This window comes from Brevundimonas sp. FV1ye4L (assembly GCF_058681255.1).
In genome coordinates this window covers 2854420-2868856 of the sequence record NZ_CM178734.1, presented here as the reverse complement: position 1 = coordinate 2868856, position 14437 = coordinate 2854420, and the positions used below count along the sequence as shown (strand labels likewise).

The window sequence follows — 14437 nt, the reverse complement described above, 5'->3', positions numbered from 1 at the left end:
AAAAGCCCCGGTCGACGCGACCGGGGCTCATCGTCACCTATGGCGGCCCAAGGGACCTTAGGCGGCCTGCTTTTGGCGCGAGGGATGGAAGAACAGCGCCTGGCTGATCGCCGCCTTCACCGTCTCCGGCTGGAAGGGCTTGGTGATCAGGAAGGTCGGTTCGGGCCGCTCCCCGGTCAGCAGGCGCTCCGGGAAGGCGGTGATGAAGATCACCGGCACATCCATGCTCTTCAGGATTTCCTTGACGGCGTCGATGCCGGACGAACCATCGGCCAGTTGGATGTCGGCCAGGACCAGGCCGGGCTTGTGACGCGCGACGGCTTCGATCGCTTCCTCGTGGGTCGTGGCGGCGCCGGTGACGCGGTGTCCCAGCTCCTTCACAAGGCTCTGGATGTCGGCCGAAATGATGGCCTCGTCCTCGATCACCAGGACGTCGGTGGCTAGTTCGGCGTCGATGTCCGACTGGGCGTCGGCGATCAGACGCTCCACGTCCCGCGCATCGGCGGATAGGATCTGGGCGGCCTCGGAGGGCGTGAAGCCCTCAAGCGCGGTCAGTAGGAAGGCCTGGCGAGACCGGGGCGCGATGCGCAACAGACGGCTGGAGGCGTCCGAACCGCCCTCGGCGCCGATCCCGTCCTCAAGCTGGGCCCCGGTCGAGGACCAGATGGCGTGGAAGACGTGATAGAGCGCAACCCGCGGCGTCATCTCCGGCGAAAGCTGCTGCTCGCCGGCGGCCAGGGCCTCCAGCGCGACACGCACATAGTTGTCTCCCGTCGCCTGATCGCCGGTGAGCGCCCGCGCATAGCGACGGACGTAAGGCAGATGCGGCGCAAGTCTGGCCAGAAGGCTCATATAGTCAGTCCCCGACAAAATTCGCTGGATCGTCTCACAGGACGCAGCGCTACAATGCTGGAAACGTGCCAATCGGCTCACGGTTCCGCTCCCGCGCCCAAGCTTGAGCATTTATTCCACAATCCTCGGAACTCGCTGCGTGGCGGTACGTTATCGACCCTGCATTTCTGCACTGCAGTTGGGTGGGCGGTGTTCTGTCTATGATTGATTCTTCCGATTCCTCGCGGCGCAAAGGCGCCGATAAGCCGGGGGAGGCGGGGCTCGAAGAAGCTCGCCTTCGTCAGCAGGCTATTGGCGTCAAGCTTCGCCACATGTTCGACGAGGTCGTCAACGAGCCTGTTCCTGACGAATTTCTTGAAATTCTGAAACGCGCCGACGCCAAGTCTCCCGGCGGTGGCTCATGAGCTCGCCACGTCTGGGCGCCGCGCCTAAGCCTGCTTCGGCGGATGACGAGGGCTTCAAGCGTGAACTGGTCCAGCTGATTCCGCATCTGCGAGCGTTTGCCCGCACTTTGACTGGCGATCCGACCGCAGCCGACGACCTGGCGCAGGACGCCATGATGAAGGCCTGGGACGCGCGCGCCAGCTATCAGATGGGCACAAACATGAAGGCCTGGACCTTCATGATCCTGCGCAACCAGTTCTATTCCGAGAAGCGCCGGTCCTGGCGCCAGTCGCAGCTGGACCAAGAGGCAGCGGAGCGTACCCTGGTGGCGGTCGACGACCCCGAGGCGCCCGTGGCCTTGGATGAACTGCGCCAGGCGCTGAAAACCCTGCCTGAGGAACAGCGCGAGGCGCTGATTCTCGTCGGGGCTGGCGGCTTCGCCTATGAAGAGGCGGCCGAAATCTGCGGCTGCGCCGTCGGCACGGTTAAGAGCCGCGTCAGCCGGGCGCGCCGCGCCTTGCAAGCCATCCTGGAGAAGGGGGGCTATGGACGCGACGGCAAGGCGGCAGGCGACGCCATGCGCTCCATTCTCGGCGAGGCCGACAGGCTGGCCGGCGCTCGATCCTGAGCTCTCGGTGACGGAGGAAGCCAGACCCGATCCGGCAGCCGCCCAGCCGCGGCTCGAGCGGAAGTGGAACGCCGCCCGATTTCAGGGGATTCGTTTCCGGCTGGGCTCGGCCATGGCTCTGGCCCTCTTGCCGATCCTCATTCTCATCTTGGTTCAGACCCAGGCAGACTTCAGCGGCCAGGCCGAGGACCGAAAGGTCGATCTGCAGCTCGCTGCGGAGCGCAGCGCGGGCGACGTCAAGGCGCGATTGGACAGCGCCCAGGTCTTGCTGCGGGCGCTGAGCCCGGACGCGTTAGGGCCCTACTGCGCCCCCCGGCTGACGGCTCTGGTTGATCGCCTGGATCGCTATGAAGGGCTTTATCGCCTCAGCCCCTCCGGCGACGCCGTCTGTGCATCCGGCCGCCCGGACGGGCTTCGGTCCGGAGTGGCGCCAGCCACTCAAGCCTATTGGTTTCAACGTCTGAGGCAGGGTGAGGATTTGGTCGTCGTCCGCGCGCCAGCCGACGCCGGCTACCCCGCCGCCCTGATCATCGCTATTCGAGCGGAAAGGCCCATGGGGCGGTTCGACGGAGCCATGGCGGCCGTCATTCCCTTGTCTGCGCTTCAGCCCGACATCAAGGACCCCGCCCTGCCCTCGGCCTCGGAGGCCGCCCTGACCGATGGCGCCGGCCGTCTGTTGGTCGCCAGCGATCCCGGCGCCTTCAAATTCGCCGACGGCGGCGATGTTTCGGGCTGGGTCGCGCGAGCGCGAGACGAGGGCTCAGCCGTCTTCGCCGCCAAGGACAGCCGCGGCCAGAATCGCGACTACGCAGGCGCCGTCTTGGCGGGCGGCGACCTGTATGCGCTGCTGTCGGCGCCGGCGCCGGGCCTTCTGTCCTGGGCCAGGCTCAATCCGATCGGCAGCCTGCTGCTGCCATTGGGCGCCTGGCTGACGGCGTTTGCAGCGGTCATGCTTCTGTCCGAACGGATCTTCATCCGCTGGCTCGACTATCTGGAGCGGATCGCCGCCCTCTACGCCAAGGGCCGGTTTTCGGTGCGGCCGTTGCAGGCGATGAACGCCCCGTCTGAAATCCGCACCCTGGCCCGGACCCTGGACGAGATGGCCGAAGCCATCACCGTGCGCGACCGCGAGCTGACCGATGCGATCGCGGAGAAGGACGCGCTGATGCGCGAAATCCATCACCGTGTGAAGAACAATCTCCAGATCATCTCGTCCCTGCTGTCGATGCAGCAGCGGGCCCTGACGGACGCCCCGGCGAAGGCGGCGCTGGGGGACACGCGCCAACGGATCTCGGCCTTGGCCCTGATCTACCGCACGCTTTACCAGAGCGACGACATCCGCCACGCCGACGCGCGGGAGTTCCTGACCGAACTCGTCGGTCAACTGGTGGCCAGCGAGGCCGTGCGGGGACCGGTCGTAGTCAGTTCAGTGGAGGCGGACTCTCTGTTGGTCGATCCCGACAAACTAGCGCCCCTTGCGCTTTGGCTAGTAGAGGCCGTCACAAACGCTCAGAAGCACGCCTTTGCGGGGCGGGGCGGGGCGTTGAACGTACGTTTCCGGGTTCATGGAGAAACCTCCACGCTGGAAGTCGAAGACGACGGCCCCGGCCCCTCCGACGGCGCAGAAGCGGGGGTGGGACGAACCCTGATGGGCGCCTTCGCCAAACAGTTACGGGGCGAGGCCGAGTTCGTCGCGGCGCCGAGCGGCGGAACCATCGCCCGCATGACCTTCGCCACGCCCGAGACCCTGTCGCCGACCGATCCCACAGACAAGACGGGCGGCGCGGACGGAACCGGAGCCGTGCGGTCGCGTTGATAGGCCAAGACCGACAGACTCCCATGTCGGCTCAACCGGAGCTTTCTCATGCGCAAGATTTTCGTACTGGCCGCCGCCGCCGCCGCCCTGACCACCGCCGCCTGCAACACCGTCGAAGGCGTGGGCCGTGACACCCAGGCCGCCGGCTCGGCCGTTTCGGATGCCGCCCAAGACGCCAAGAACTGATCGTATGCGGCCAAGGCCGCGTGATCGAGACTTGCAAGGCCCCGCTTCGTCGGGGCCTTTTTCGTTTCAGGACCTCATCAGGAGATTTCCGTGAACCAGACCGCCCGGAACGCCGGCCTCGCCCTGCTTCGCCAACACGCCTTGATCGCCGGAGAGCCTGTCCCAGCCGACGGCGACGGCATAGCGGTGGACGATCCGGCGACGGGAGAGATAATCGGCCATGTTCCGGACCTGGGCGCGGCAGAGACCGGACGCGCCATACAGGCCGCAGCCGACGCCTTTCCCGCCTGGTCCCGCACCGATCCGCACAAACGCGCCGCGTTTCTGCGCAAATGGGCCGAGCTGATCGACGAGAATGTCGAGGGCCTGGGCGCCCTGATGGCGCTGGAGAACGGCAAGCCGTTCGAGGAGGCCAAGGGCGAAGTGGTCTACGCCAACGGCTTCATCAAATGGTTCGCCGGAGAAGCCGAGCGGCTGATCGGCGAGACCCAGGACAGCCCGCTGGGCCATCTCCTGCTGACCTATCGCGAGGCCGTCGGGCCGTGCGCCCTGATCACGCCCTGGAACTTTCCGGCGGCCATGCTGACGCGGAAGCTGGGTCCGGCCTTCGCCGCCGGCTGCACCGCCGTGGTCAAGCCGGCCAGCCAGACTCCGTTCACGGCCATCGCGCTGGCCGAGTTGGCCTACCAGGCGGGTCTGCCGGTCGGGGCTCTATCAATCGTGACAGGCGAGGCGTCGGTGATCGGCAAGGTGCTGACGGAAAGCCCCCTGATCCGCAAACTGTCCTTTACGGGATCGACAGGCGTGGGTCGGAAGCTGGCCGAGCAATGCGCCCCGACCCTGAAACGGGTGTCGATGGAGCTGGGCGGCGCCGCCCCGTTGATCGTCTTCGCTGACGCCGATCTGGATCTGGCCGTGGCCGAAACCATCAAGGGCAAGTTCCGCAACTCGGGCCAGACCTGCGTCTGTCCCAACCGGGTCTATGTCGAACGGTCGGTGTCTGAGGCCTATGCCGAAAAGCTGGCGGCGGAAGTGGCGAAGATCAAGGTCGGGAACGCCTTCGAAGACGGGGTCAAGGTCGGCCCGCTGATCGAGGACAAGGCCATCGACAAGGTCGAGAAACACGTTGCAGCGGTGCAGGCCGACGGGGGCCGGGTGCTGACCGGCGGGTCGCGTCATGAGCTGGGCGGCCGCTTTTTCCAGCCGACGGTGACCCTGGGCGGAAACGACGAACTGTTCCGCGAGGAAGAGACCTTCGGCCCTATGATCCCGGTCTTCCCCTTCGACAGCGAGGACGAGGTTCTGGAGAAGGCCAACGCCAGCGATTACGGCCTGGCGTCGTATCTGTTCACCCGCGATCTGGACCGGGCCATGCGCGTCAGCCGCCGGATCGAGGCGGGGATGTGCGGGGTCAACACCGGCCTGATCTCCACGGCGGTCGCCCCGTTCGGCGGGGTCAAACAGTCCGGCTACGGCCGCGAAGGCTCGATCCACGGCATAGATGAGTATGTGGACGTGAAGACCGTGACCCTGGCGGTGAGGTAGGGGTCACGCAAAGGCCCAACCGGCCGCCGGGTCGTCATCCGGGGACGCCGGGCGGCGCCGAGCCGAAGGGCGCGCGGCCCGGGGCGAGCGAGAGCGGATCCGACGCCGGACTGCGGTGCGCCATTGATCCGCCTTCGCGCCGATCACCCCGCGAATGAGCCGGACACGGGCGTTCGCTGCGATCAGGCCGACGGCCGCGAGGAGCTCGACATAGGCCAGGACATCGCCGGCCATGAAGAGCGCCATTTCCAGCGGCAGAAGCTGAAACAGCATTACAGCGCCCAGGACGATGATCGCGGTGCGCAGGGCGCCGCGCGACATCAGCTGAAGGGTCGCGCGCTCGACCAGACGACGACTGCCCGCTTGGAGGGCGCAGGCCAGGCCGACGCAGATGAGAGACAGCGGGAGAAGCGGCGTTCCGCCCGCCAGGACGCCCGGCGCAGCGATCATGGCCAGGCCCAGGGCCAAACCCAACCAGATGAAACCGTCGCGATCCATGTCATCCCCGAACGAAGCGTCGCCGTTCGATCTGGGAACCCTAGGTCAGACCGGCAAGACCCCGCGCTTGACCACCGAGCGCATGGCGACGCTGGAGGAGACGCGGTGGACCCCGGGCAGGCGCGTCAGGGTCTTGGCGTGGACCCGTTCCAAATCATCGACGTCGCGCACCACCAACCGCAGCAAATAGTCGGCGCCCCCGGTCATCAGATAGCATTCCATCACCTCCGGCGCGGCGGCGACCGCCTGTTCGAAGGCGGTCAGAACCGCCTCGGACTGGGACGACAGGGTGACAGTGACGAAGACGCTGATCGGCAGGCCCACGGCCCGTTCGCTGATCACCGCCGCATAGTGATCGACCACCCCCGCCGCCTCCAGCGCTCGCAGTCGACGCAGGCAGGCGCTTTCGGACAGGGCCACCTGACGCGCCAGATCGGCATTGGTCATGCGGCCGTCCTGCTGCAGCAGACGGAGCATCTTCCTGTCAGTTCCGTCCAGTTCGACGGCGGAAACGGTCTTCATTGCGCCACTCCATCGCAGAGACTGCGCATGTACGGCGATCAGGTCGCGAAATGAACAGGATTCTGCGACCCGCTCGGCGCTATATGTGGAGTGACGGCGATCCGCCCGCAGAGACGGACGCTCCCCCTACACCACGGAGAGGTTCCCATGCGCGTCGGCGTTCCCAGTGAAATCAAGAAGAACGAACATCGTGTCGGCCTGACGCCGACGGCGGTGCGTGAATATGTGGCCCATGGCCATCAGGTCTCGGTCCAGACCGGGGCCGGCCTGGGCGCCGGCTTCACCGATGCGGACTATGAGAAGGCGGGCGCGACCCTGGTCGCCGACGCGGCGACCATCTTTGCGAACAACGACATGATCGTGAAGGTCAAGGAGCCGCAGAAGGTCGAGTGGGAGATGCTGCGCGAGGACCAGATCCTCTACACCTATCTGCACCTGGCGCCCGACCCGGAACAGACCAAGGGCCTGTTGGCGTCCAAATGCGCCGCCGTGGCCTATGAGACCGTGACCGATGCGCGCGGCGGCCTGCCGCTGCTTGCGCCCATGTCGGAAGTCGCGGGTCGGATCGCCGTCTTCTCGGCCGCAGAGACCCTGCTGAAGCACAACGGCGGCATGGGCCTGCTGTTCTGCGGCGTGCCGGGCGTGGCGCCGGCGCGGGTGTTGGTGCTGGGCGGCGGCGTCGTCGGCCTGAACGCGGCGCGGATGGCCATGGGCCTGGGCGCTGAGGTGGTGGTGCTGGAACGGTCGATCCCGCGCATGGCCTATATCGACGAGATCACCGGCGGCCGGGTCATCACCCGCTATTCCTCCATCGGCGCGATCGAGGAAGAGCTGGTCAAGGCCGATGTGGTGATCGGCGCCGTCCTGGTGCCGGGAGCCTCGGCCCCCAAACTGGTCAAGCGCGAACATCTGAAGACGATGAAGCCGGGGTCGGTGCTGATAGACGTCGCCATCGACCAGGGCGGTTGTTTCGAGACCTCGCACGCGACAACCCACGAGGACCCGACCTATGTCATCGACGGCGTGGTCCACTATTGCGTCGCCAACATGCCCGGCGCCGCGCCGCGCACCAGTTCCGAAGCCCTGAACAACGCCACCCTGCCCTTCGGCCTGGCCCTGGCGGATCATGGGCTTGAGGCGCTGAAGAAGGACCCGCACCTGGCGCGCGGCCTGAACGTGCTGAAGGGCGAAATCACCTATCCGGCCGTGGCCCAGGCCCTGGGCATGGAATTCAGCGACCCGTTCGGCGTGTGGGCCAAGGGCTGATCTAGACCGTCAGGGAGACGCCGGCCGCGCCCAGATCGCGGCCGGCGCTCTCGACCGCCCGCACGGCCTCGGTTGCAGCCTGCGCGGCGTGATCGGCGTCCTGGCGCAGGGCGGGGTCGGTCTCGGCCTGGTGCTGCGCCCGTTTCGCCATGGTCTTGATCTGGTTCGCCAGGTTGCGGACGTCGGACAGGAAATCGCGATCCTCCTGCTGGACCGCTCCGCGTCGTGATTGTTCGGCGGCGCGCGCCTGGGCTTCCTCAGCCATGCGACGATAGGGATTGTCTTCAGACTTCGTGGTTTCGGGATTTTTCTCGCCCTCCGCCGTCGCCCCATCCTCATTGTTGGACGGGGCGGGAGGCTCGGCAGGGACCGGCGCATCTGTCGGCACGGCCTCGGTCGCGCCGACGCCGGAGTCTGCCGACGGCGGCGTCGCCGCATCGGCGGCCGCAGCCGAAGAACCGCCGTCGTTCCTGCCTATCTCCGCCGGTGCGCCGCCCGACCCGCCGTACATTTTGACCGCTGACTTCAGTTCCTTCGCCAACTGGGCCAGCAGCTTGGGATCGGCCGAACCGCTCATCTGCAACATGCGGATGCGGGCCTTGATCTGGTCGATTTTCTGCTTGGCAGCTGCCTTGCGCTGTTCCTGGGCGTCGTTGGCGGCGGCGCTGTTGCGCTGCTTCAGCGTCTCGACGGCGGAACGCGCGTCGCGCAGCTTGGCCTCGGCGCGCTCCTGCGCCTGTTTTTCGCGCTGGGCCCGACCCTCGGCCAGAACACTGGTCATTGATGTCGATGTGGACACATTCATGCATGAATCCTTGCGCTGCGTCTCTTAACGACCTCTGAATTACACGACGCCTCGCCCTCGCCGCTGTCTTTTGGCATAAGCCCGCGATGAAGTTCCTCGACCAGGCCAAGATCTACATCCGCTCCGGCAACGGCGGCGCGGGCTCCGTGTCGTTTAGACGCGAGAAATTCATTCCCAACGGCGGCCCGGACGGCGGCGACGGCGGCAAGGGCGGCGACGTCTGGATCGAGGCGGTCGATGGGCTAAACACCCTGATCGACTATCGCTATCAGCAGCATTTCAAGGCCCAGACCGGCCACCACGGCCAGGGCCGCCAGATGCACGGCGGCAAGGGCGAGGACGTGCATCTGAAGGTGCCGGTCGGCACCCAGGTGCTGGACGAGGACAAGGAGACCGTCCTCCTGGACATGGACACGCCGGGCAAGATCGAACTGCTGCTGAAGGGCGGCAACGGCGGCTGGGGCAATGTCCGTTTCAAGGGACCGACCAACCAGGCGCCGACCTACGCCAACCCTGGCCAGGACGGTCAGGAACGCTGGATCTGGCTGCGGCTGAAACTGATCGCCGACATCGGCCTGGCCGGTCTGCCGAACGCGGGCAAGTCCACCTTCCTGTCGGCGGCCAGCGCCGCCAAGCCCAAGATCGCCGACTATCCCTTCACCACCCTGGCGCCCAATCTGGGCATGGTGGACCTGTCGCCGTCCGAACGGTTCGTAATCGCCGACATCCCCGGCCTGATCGAGGGCGCGAGCGAGGGCGCCGGCCTGGGCACCCGCTTCCTGGGCCATGTCGAGCGTTCGGCCAGCCTGATCCACCTGATCGACGGAACTCAGGAGAACGTGGCCGAGGCCTATCGGATCATCCGCGGCGAGCTTGAGGCCTATGGCGAAGGCCTGGCCGACAAGGCCGAGATCCTGGCGCTGAACAAGATCGACGCCCTGTCGCCCGAGGAACGCGAGGAGAAGGCGGCCGAGTTGGAGGCCGTCGCCGGTCGTCGCCCCATGCTGGTGTCCGGCGTGTCCGGCGAGGGCGTGGCCGCCCTGCTGCGCGCCGCCTGGGCCGAGGTCAAGAAGACCCGGGGCGCCCTGGCCGGCGACAGCGATGCCGATCAGATTTCGGGCTGGCAACCCTGACAGGCTTGCGGATGCGCGGGTGTGGCGTGCGAACGTCACCCCAGGATTTCGCCGGATAATCCGTCGGAGAAGTGGGCGGACAACGGTTTTCAATGCTATGCGTTAACCAGCGCCAACGGTAAAGCTGGAGCCCGCCTCCCCATGCGTCGACTACTGATATGGTCAGCCCTGGCCGCCCTGATCGGCCTGATCCTGGCCGGGGTCGGCTATTGGGCTTACTGGAACTTTTATTCACGGTTCCAGCCGGTCACGATCAGCCGCGACCAGGCCCAGATCCAGCAACTGCTCGACGAGGCCTCCTGGGTATCTGGCGGCGGCGGGGGCGCGCCCCTCTATATCATCGCCTATCGGGACAGCGCCTCGGCCCAGCGTTATGAGCGCGAGGAGGTGGCGAAGCTGCGGGCGGCGGGCGTGGAAGCGCGCATCATCCTGTTCGCCCGCGCCGACCGGGAAGGCCTGCCCCAGTCCACGCCCGCCGAACGGGCCACGATTGCGGAGCTGTGGCTGACCCGCGACTGGTCGCTGTATCAGCGCTGGACCGCGACGCCGGCAAGCGCGTGGACGGCGGCGGGCATACCGGCGGCCGACGGCAATCTGGCCCGGTCCGCCGTGGTCGAGGCCAGTCGCCAGTTCGAGACGCGTCTGAGCGCCCTGCTGAAGGATGCGGGCGTGCAGATCACCTATCCCCTGATCCTGTGGCGCGACCGCGAGGGCTTCCTGAAGGCCTGCGGCTGCGCGGACAGCCGGGCCTGGGTCTTTATCCGCGACGATCTGAACGCCCCCGACCGGGTGGGCCAGGCCGAGCCGGTCGACGCACTGCCTGTGCCGGAGACCACGCCCGGCGACGGATCCCCGGCGGCGGCGGATCCGTCGGCCCTGCCCTATCCGGCCCTGCCGGCCATACCGCCCGCAGCGGGTCAGGCACCGAACACGGCGCCCAACGGCTCGCCCGCGCCAGCGTCCCCGCCGGCCCCACGCGCTGCGCCCGAGGCCAAGAAGCAGGACGATACGACCTTCTTCTAAGTTCCGAGCGTCCGGCAGGCGGCGATCAGCCGCTCCACATCCTCGGCGTCCTGATACAGGCCGAAGCCGAAGCGGATCACGTCGTCGCGGACGTCGGTGACTATGCCCTCGGCCAGCAGGGCTGCGCGCCAGGTCGGGGCCTTGTCATGGCGTAGGGCCAGGAATCGGGCGCGGGGGGCGTCGCCCACCACGGGGTTGAGGATCTGCGCCTCGCCGAGCACGCCCGCCTGACCGGCGCGAACAGCGTCCTGGAACTGGATCGCAAGGCCCCGGCTGTGATCGGCCACGTCAGCCGTGGTCAGCCCGGCCTGGGTCAGCATCCCGCGCACGGCATTGAACCGATACAGGGCCGAGCTGTCGAAGGTGGCGCCCCAGAACCGGCCGCCGTCCGAGCGGTACTGAACCCCGCCCGGCGGACCGGACAGATCCCCGAACTCGGCGAACCAGCCGGTGATTACGGGCCGGGGTGCGAAGCCGTCGGGGGCGTGGAGGAAACAGGCTCCCTCCCCGGCCATGGCGTATTTGTAGCCGCCGGAGACGTAGAAGATCCGGTCGGCGACGGCGGACAGGTCCGTCGGGGTCGCCATGAAGCCGTGATAACCGTCGACCAGGACCCAGGGGCCCTCGGGCCGGGCCAGGGCGGCCAGGGCCTCGATTCCGCCAAACAAGCCGCCGGTGCGAAAGAAGACCTGGCTGACCAGGATCCAGTCGTGCCCGCCGGCAGCGGCGGCCGCGACGAAGCGGTCGGCGAAGGTCTCGAACGGCGCCAGAGGCACGCGGGTGACCACGGCCTGACCGGCCTCTTCCCACCGCTCGGCCTGGCGCCGGAACGAGTGGAACTCGCCGTCGGTGGACAGGATACGGACCGGCTGGGTCTCGAAGGCCGAAAACACCCGCAGCAGCAGGTCGTGGGTGTTGGACGAGAAGACCAGACTGTTTGGATCGGGCAGGCCCAGTTCAGCCGCAACCTCGGCCTGGGCGCGAGGGATGACCTGATCGAAGATCAGATCCCATTTGCGGTCGGCGTGCAGATTGGCGTCCAGCCAGGCCTGTTGCTGGGCCTCGAAACTGACGTCGGGCCACAGGTGATGGCTGTGGGCGGCGAAGTGCAGGCGGTCCGGCGCGAGGGCCAAGGCGCGCGAGAACAGGGGTTTGAACGACATCAGCATCCCTTTCTGATCCCCAGCATGCCCAGCCATCCGCCGCTGGTCAGCAGGGCGACGTCGAGCAGGGCCAGGGGCAGGGGCGTGGAGACGGGGGCGGCGATGAAACGGGCCTTCCAGTCCGGCGAGAATTTGGCCTTGTAGCTGCGCAGGCCCTGGAAGCCGTAGAGGGCCCCGCCCTCTTCGAACACCAGGGCGCCGACCCGGGCGAAGACCGGGGCGACGCGGCGATCCTCGAGCCCGGCCAGGGGGGCCATGCCCAGGTCGAAGACGGCGACGCCCTCGGCCTTGGCCCACTGGACACAGCGGGTGAACAGATAGTCCATCACCCCATGCGGGGCGTCAGGCGTATAGCGCATCAGATCCACCGCCGCCTCGCCGGGGGTGACCAGCAGATTGGCGAAGGCCACAATCCGATCGCCCTCGCGCATAACCGCCAGGGGCGTAAGGTTCAGATAGTCGATGTCGAAACGGCCAAGGGAGAAGGCCTTCTCCGCCCCATTGTGCATGGCCAGCCAGGCGTCGGAGATGGCCTTCAGCTCGGCCTCCAGGGGTTTGGCCGCGCCGGGCGGCAGGACCTCGAACCGGGCGCCTTCGCGCTCGGCCCGGTTCAGGGCGGTGCGAAGGTTCTGCTTGCCCTTGCCCTCGGTGGTGAAGGCCTCGGTGCGGATCACGGCCGTCTCTCCGACCTTGCGCATGGCCAGACCCATGGTCGCCAGTTCGCTGAGAATATCGTCGCCGACGGAATAGAAGACGGCCGATCCGCCATAGCTGTCGGCCAGTTCAGCAAAGGCCCACAGCAGTTCCTGGCGTTCCTCCAGCGCGCCCGCCGGCTCGCCCATGGCGATCCAGCGCCGCCCGCGCACCCGATAGGCCAGAAAGCTGCGGCCCGAAGGGCTGAACAGCAGGGCCTTGTCGCCCAGCATGGCCAGCCAGGCCTCGGGCGTCGCCTCCTCGGCCGTCTCCAGGGCGATGCGGGCGCGTTCGATCTCGTCGGCCGAGGCGGGGCCGTGGCTGTCGGCGCCGGGCGAACTGAGCAGGGAACGGCCGGCGACGAGCAGGGTCAGCAGGGACAGGACCAGGCCGGCGCGGAGGAAGCCCGAGGCCTGGCGGTCCACCAGGAACCGCCACCACAGTTCATCGGAATAGGCGACGTCGCGATAGGCGAAGAAGCCCAGCCACAGCATGGAGACGACCACGGCCACCAGCAGCAGCAGCCAGCCTGGCCTCAAGGGCTCGCTGAGGCGGGAGCGACGATTGAAGGCCGTCCGGCAGGGCGCGAGCAGGACGGCGACGATGATGAGGTCGATCGATTCCTGCCAGTCCAGCCCCTTGAGCAGGGAGAAGACCGCACCGACCGCAAGCGCCGCGAGGGCCGCCCAATAGGCGCCGCGCCGGCGTCGCCAAAGGCCCGCCGAGAGCAGCAGCAGGACGAAGCCGGCGATGCTGGCCACGAAGTGCGACAGGTCGATCAGGATCGGGGACACCACGCCGGTCAGCTGGCGCAGCCGGTCGTCGAACTCGGGCGTGACGGCCGAGATCAGCATCAGGGCCCCGGCGCCGAAGGCGAAGACGGCGAAGATCTGAGGCGTCAGCTCATAGGCCAGCCCCAACAATCGGCGCAGCAGACGGGGCACATAGACGTTGCGGCGGTTCACGCGGCCCCCTGGCGATTCGACATAACGCCTCACCTTAGACCAGGAATCGGCCAACCGGGGCAGTCCCGAGGTCTTTTCGAGGCATACGAAACAATCCGTAACACGGCGAGTTTTGGGGATGCGGGCGCCGGGCCCGCGCCACCGGATGTGAAGTCCCATGAACCTCAAGACCGCTATTCTGGGCAGCGCCGCCGCCGCCTTCATGATCGCCTCGCCTGTTCTGGCGCAGGACGCCGCGACCGCAGCCCCTCAGACCCCCGCGACCCAAGAGCCGGCCGCCCAGCCGAGCCTGTCGCTGACGCCGGGAACCTCGGTTCAAGGCCCTGACGGCGAACTGGGCAAGCTGGAAGGCGTGCAGAACAACGCCTCGGGCGCACAGGAGCTGACGGTGCGCGGCGCCGACGGCCAGCTTCGCGCGGTGCCGCTGAACGGCATTCGCCAAGAGGGCGCCAGTGTCGCCGTGGCCTATACCAAGGCCGAGTTCGACGCCGCCGCTCCCATTCCAGGCGCCGCCCCCGCGCCGATGACCGAGCCTTCGGCCGCCTCGCCGTCCTCGACGCCGTCGACCATGGACCCGTCCACAACCATGCCGTCCACGCCGCCGACCCTGCCGACGCCCACGACCCCGGAACCGGCGATCCCCGATCCGGCTTCTCCGTCGGGCAGCAGCGACCCGATGGCCCCGCCCACCGGCGACCAGCCCCAGGGCTGACGACCGGCGGGCCACGCCCGCGGATCGATAGAGACAAGGCGGTCGGGATGCGTCCCGGCCGCCTTTTTCGTGTCCGGCTGCACAGTGTCGTAAAAACAGGGTGACAAAGCGCCAAAGCGCCAAACCTGCTGCATGATCTCCCTCCCCCCAAAAGCCTCTTGGGATCAGTGTAACCCCGCCGGAAGGCCTGCTGGGCTGAGAGGTCGAAACGGGGCGGAAAGCCTTGCGCCGCCGCGATTTGAAGTG

Annotated in this window: 15 protein-coding genes; 9 read left to right on the top strand and 6 right to left on the bottom strand. The window is 67.5% G+C overall.

Going from position 1 to position 14437, the window contains the following annotated elements; genetic code table 11:
* Positions 1 to 57 precede the first annotated feature (57 nt).
* Entirely contained in the window at positions 58 to 852 is a 795-nt protein-coding gene (phyR, locus tag ACW17X_RS13810) for an anti-anti sigma factor/receiver protein PhyR (RefSeq protein WP_492088869.1), read from the bottom strand.
* Between the two features lie 200 nt (positions 853 to 1052).
* Here phyR and nepR point away from each other — a divergent pair, with 200 nt between their 5' ends.
* The 5 genes from nepR (at position 1053) to ACW17X_RS13785 (ending at position 5411) form a co-directional block, all read left to right on the top strand.
* Complete coding sequence (nepR, locus tag ACW17X_RS13805; protein WP_271165325.1) at positions 1053 to 1256, top strand: anti-sigma T factor NepR; 204 nt, start codon at positions 1053 to 1055, stop codon at positions 1254 to 1256.
* Positions 1253 to 1864, top strand: coding sequence for a sigma-70 family RNA polymerase sigma factor (locus ACW17X_RS13800; RefSeq protein ID WP_492098228.1), 612 nt, complete (start codon positions 1253 to 1255; stop codon positions 1862 to 1864). The genes nepR and ACW17X_RS13800 overlap by 4 nt, the downstream gene beginning before the upstream one ends.
* Positions 1865 to 1976: 112 nt before the next feature.
* Positions 1977 to 3680 (top strand): sensor histidine kinase PhyK, encoded by a 1704-nt coding sequence (phyK, locus tag ACW17X_RS13795; protein ID WP_492100472.1) that lies wholly within the window; start codon positions 1977 to 1979, stop codon positions 3678 to 3680.
* A 48-nt stretch (positions 3681 to 3728) separates the two neighbouring features.
* The gene (locus tag ACW17X_RS13790; protein ID WP_492098226.1) at positions 3729 to 3866 is read left to right on the top strand and encodes an entericidin A/B family lipoprotein; all 138 of its coding nucleotides are present in this window, start codon (positions 3729 to 3731) and stop codon (positions 3864 to 3866) included.
* A gap of 90 nt (positions 3867 to 3956) precedes the next feature.
* Positions 3957 to 5411 (top strand): NAD-dependent succinate-semialdehyde dehydrogenase, encoded by a 1455-nt coding sequence (locus ACW17X_RS13785; RefSeq protein WP_492098224.1) that lies wholly within the window; start codon positions 3957 to 3959, stop codon positions 5409 to 5411.
* 3 nt (positions 5412 to 5414) lie between these two features.
* Here ACW17X_RS13785 and ACW17X_RS13780 read toward each other — a convergent pair whose 3' ends face one another.
* On the bottom strand, positions 5415 to 5909 hold the full coding sequence (locus ACW17X_RS13780) for a hypothetical protein (protein ID WP_492098222.1): 495 nt from the start codon (positions 5907 to 5909) through the stop codon (positions 5415 to 5417).
* 45 nt (positions 5910 to 5954) lie between these two features.
* Positions 5955 to 6431, bottom strand: a complete 477-nt coding sequence (locus ACW17X_RS13775) for an Lrp/AsnC family transcriptional regulator (RefSeq protein WP_492098220.1) — start codon at positions 6429 to 6431, stop codon at positions 5955 to 5957.
* 147 nt (positions 6432 to 6578) lie between these two features.
* Between ACW17X_RS13775 and ald the strand changes: the two genes are divergently transcribed.
* The gene (gene ald, locus ACW17X_RS13770) at positions 6579 to 7697 is read left to right on the top strand and encodes an alanine dehydrogenase (protein ID WP_492098218.1); all 1119 of its coding nucleotides are present in this window, start codon (positions 6579 to 6581) and stop codon (positions 7695 to 7697) included.
* Position 7698: 1 nt separating this feature from the next.
* On the opposite strand, the gene ACW17X_RS13765 is transcribed toward ald, so the two are convergent.
* Positions 7699 to 8502, bottom strand: coding sequence for a hypothetical protein (locus ACW17X_RS13765; RefSeq protein WP_492098217.1), 804 nt, complete (start codon positions 8500 to 8502; stop codon positions 7699 to 7701).
* An 86-nt stretch (positions 8503 to 8588) separates the two neighbouring features.
* On the opposite strand from ACW17X_RS13765, the gene obgE reads away from it, so the two are divergent.
* Together obgE and ACW17X_RS13755 are read left to right on the top strand one after the other, a co-directional pair.
* Positions 8589 to 9635 carry a GTPase ObgE gene (gene obgE, locus ACW17X_RS13760; RefSeq protein WP_492098215.1) on the top strand — a complete coding sequence of 349 codons (1047 nt, stop codon included), beginning with the start codon at positions 8589 to 8591 and terminating at the stop codon, positions 9633 to 9635.
* A gap of 141 nt (positions 9636 to 9776) precedes the next feature.
* On the top strand, positions 9777 to 10658 hold the full coding sequence (locus tag ACW17X_RS13755) for a hypothetical protein (protein WP_492098213.1): 882 nt from the start codon (positions 9777 to 9779) through the stop codon (positions 10656 to 10658).
* Here the strand turns inward: ACW17X_RS13755 and ACW17X_RS13750 are convergent.
* The gene (locus ACW17X_RS13750; protein WP_492098211.1) at positions 10655 to 11821 is read right to left on the bottom strand and encodes a kynureninase/PvdN C-terminal domain-containing protein; all 1167 of its coding nucleotides are present in this window, start codon (positions 11819 to 11821) and stop codon (positions 10655 to 10657) included. The two genes, ACW17X_RS13755 and ACW17X_RS13750, sit on opposite strands and share 4 nt — an antisense overlap.
* The gene (locus tag ACW17X_RS13745) at positions 11821 to 13479 is read right to left on the bottom strand and encodes a GNAT family N-acetyltransferase (protein ID WP_492098209.1); all 1659 of its coding nucleotides are present in this window, start codon (positions 13477 to 13479) and stop codon (positions 11821 to 11823) included. The genes ACW17X_RS13750 and ACW17X_RS13745 overlap by 1 nt, the downstream gene beginning before the upstream one ends.
* Before the next feature lie 157 nt (positions 13480 to 13636).
* On the opposite strand from ACW17X_RS13745, the gene ACW17X_RS13740 reads away from it, so the two are divergent.
* Positions 13637 to 14191, top strand: coding sequence for a hypothetical protein (locus ACW17X_RS13740; protein ID WP_492098207.1), 555 nt, complete (start codon positions 13637 to 13639; stop codon positions 14189 to 14191).
* Positions 14192 to 14437 lie beyond the last annotated feature (246 nt).

Coding starts and splice junctions, on each gene's coding strand:
- obgE (WP_492098215.1), top strand. CDS start 8,589: ATGAAGTTCCTCGACCAGGCCAAGATCTACATCCGCTCCGGCAACGGC.
- ACW17X_RS13755 (WP_492098213.1), top strand. CDS start 9,777: ATGCGTCGACTACTGATATGGTCAGCCCTGGCCGCCCTGATCGGCCTG.
- ACW17X_RS13790 (WP_492098226.1), top strand. CDS start 3,729: ATGCGCAAGATTTTCGTACTGGCCGCCGCCGCCGCCGCCCTGACCACC.
- ACW17X_RS13780 (WP_492098222.1), bottom strand. CDS start 5,909: ATGGATCGCGACGGTTTCATCTGGTTGGGTTTGGCCCTGGGCCTGGCC.
- ACW17X_RS13740 (WP_492098207.1), top strand. CDS start 13,637: ATGAACCTCAAGACCGCTATTCTGGGCAGCGCCGCCGCCGCCTTCATG.
- ACW17X_RS13775 (WP_492098220.1), bottom strand. CDS start 6,431: ATGAAGACCGTTTCCGCCGTCGAACTGGACGGAACTGACAGGAAGATG.
- ACW17X_RS13800 (WP_492098228.1), top strand. CDS start 1,253: ATGAGCTCGCCACGTCTGGGCGCCGCGCCTAAGCCTGCTTCGGCGGAT.
- ACW17X_RS13765 (WP_492098217.1), bottom strand. CDS start 8,502: ATGAATGTGTCCACATCGACATCAATGACCAGTGTTCTGGCCGAGGGT.
- nepR (WP_271165325.1), top strand. CDS start 1,053: ATGATTGATTCTTCCGATTCCTCGCGGCGCAAAGGCGCCGATAAGCCG.
- ACW17X_RS13750 (WP_492098211.1), bottom strand. CDS start 11,821: ATGTCGTTCAAACCCCTGTTCTCGCGCGCCTTGGCCCTCGCGCCGGAC.
- ald (WP_492098218.1), top strand. CDS start 6,579: ATGCGCGTCGGCGTTCCCAGTGAAATCAAGAAGAACGAACATCGTGTC.
- phyK (WP_492100472.1), top strand. CDS start 1,977: ATGGCTCTGGCCCTCTTGCCGATCCTCATTCTCATCTTGGTTCAGACC.
- phyR (WP_492088869.1), bottom strand. CDS start 852: ATGAGCCTTCTGGCCAGACTTGCGCCGCATCTGCCTTACGTCCGTCGC.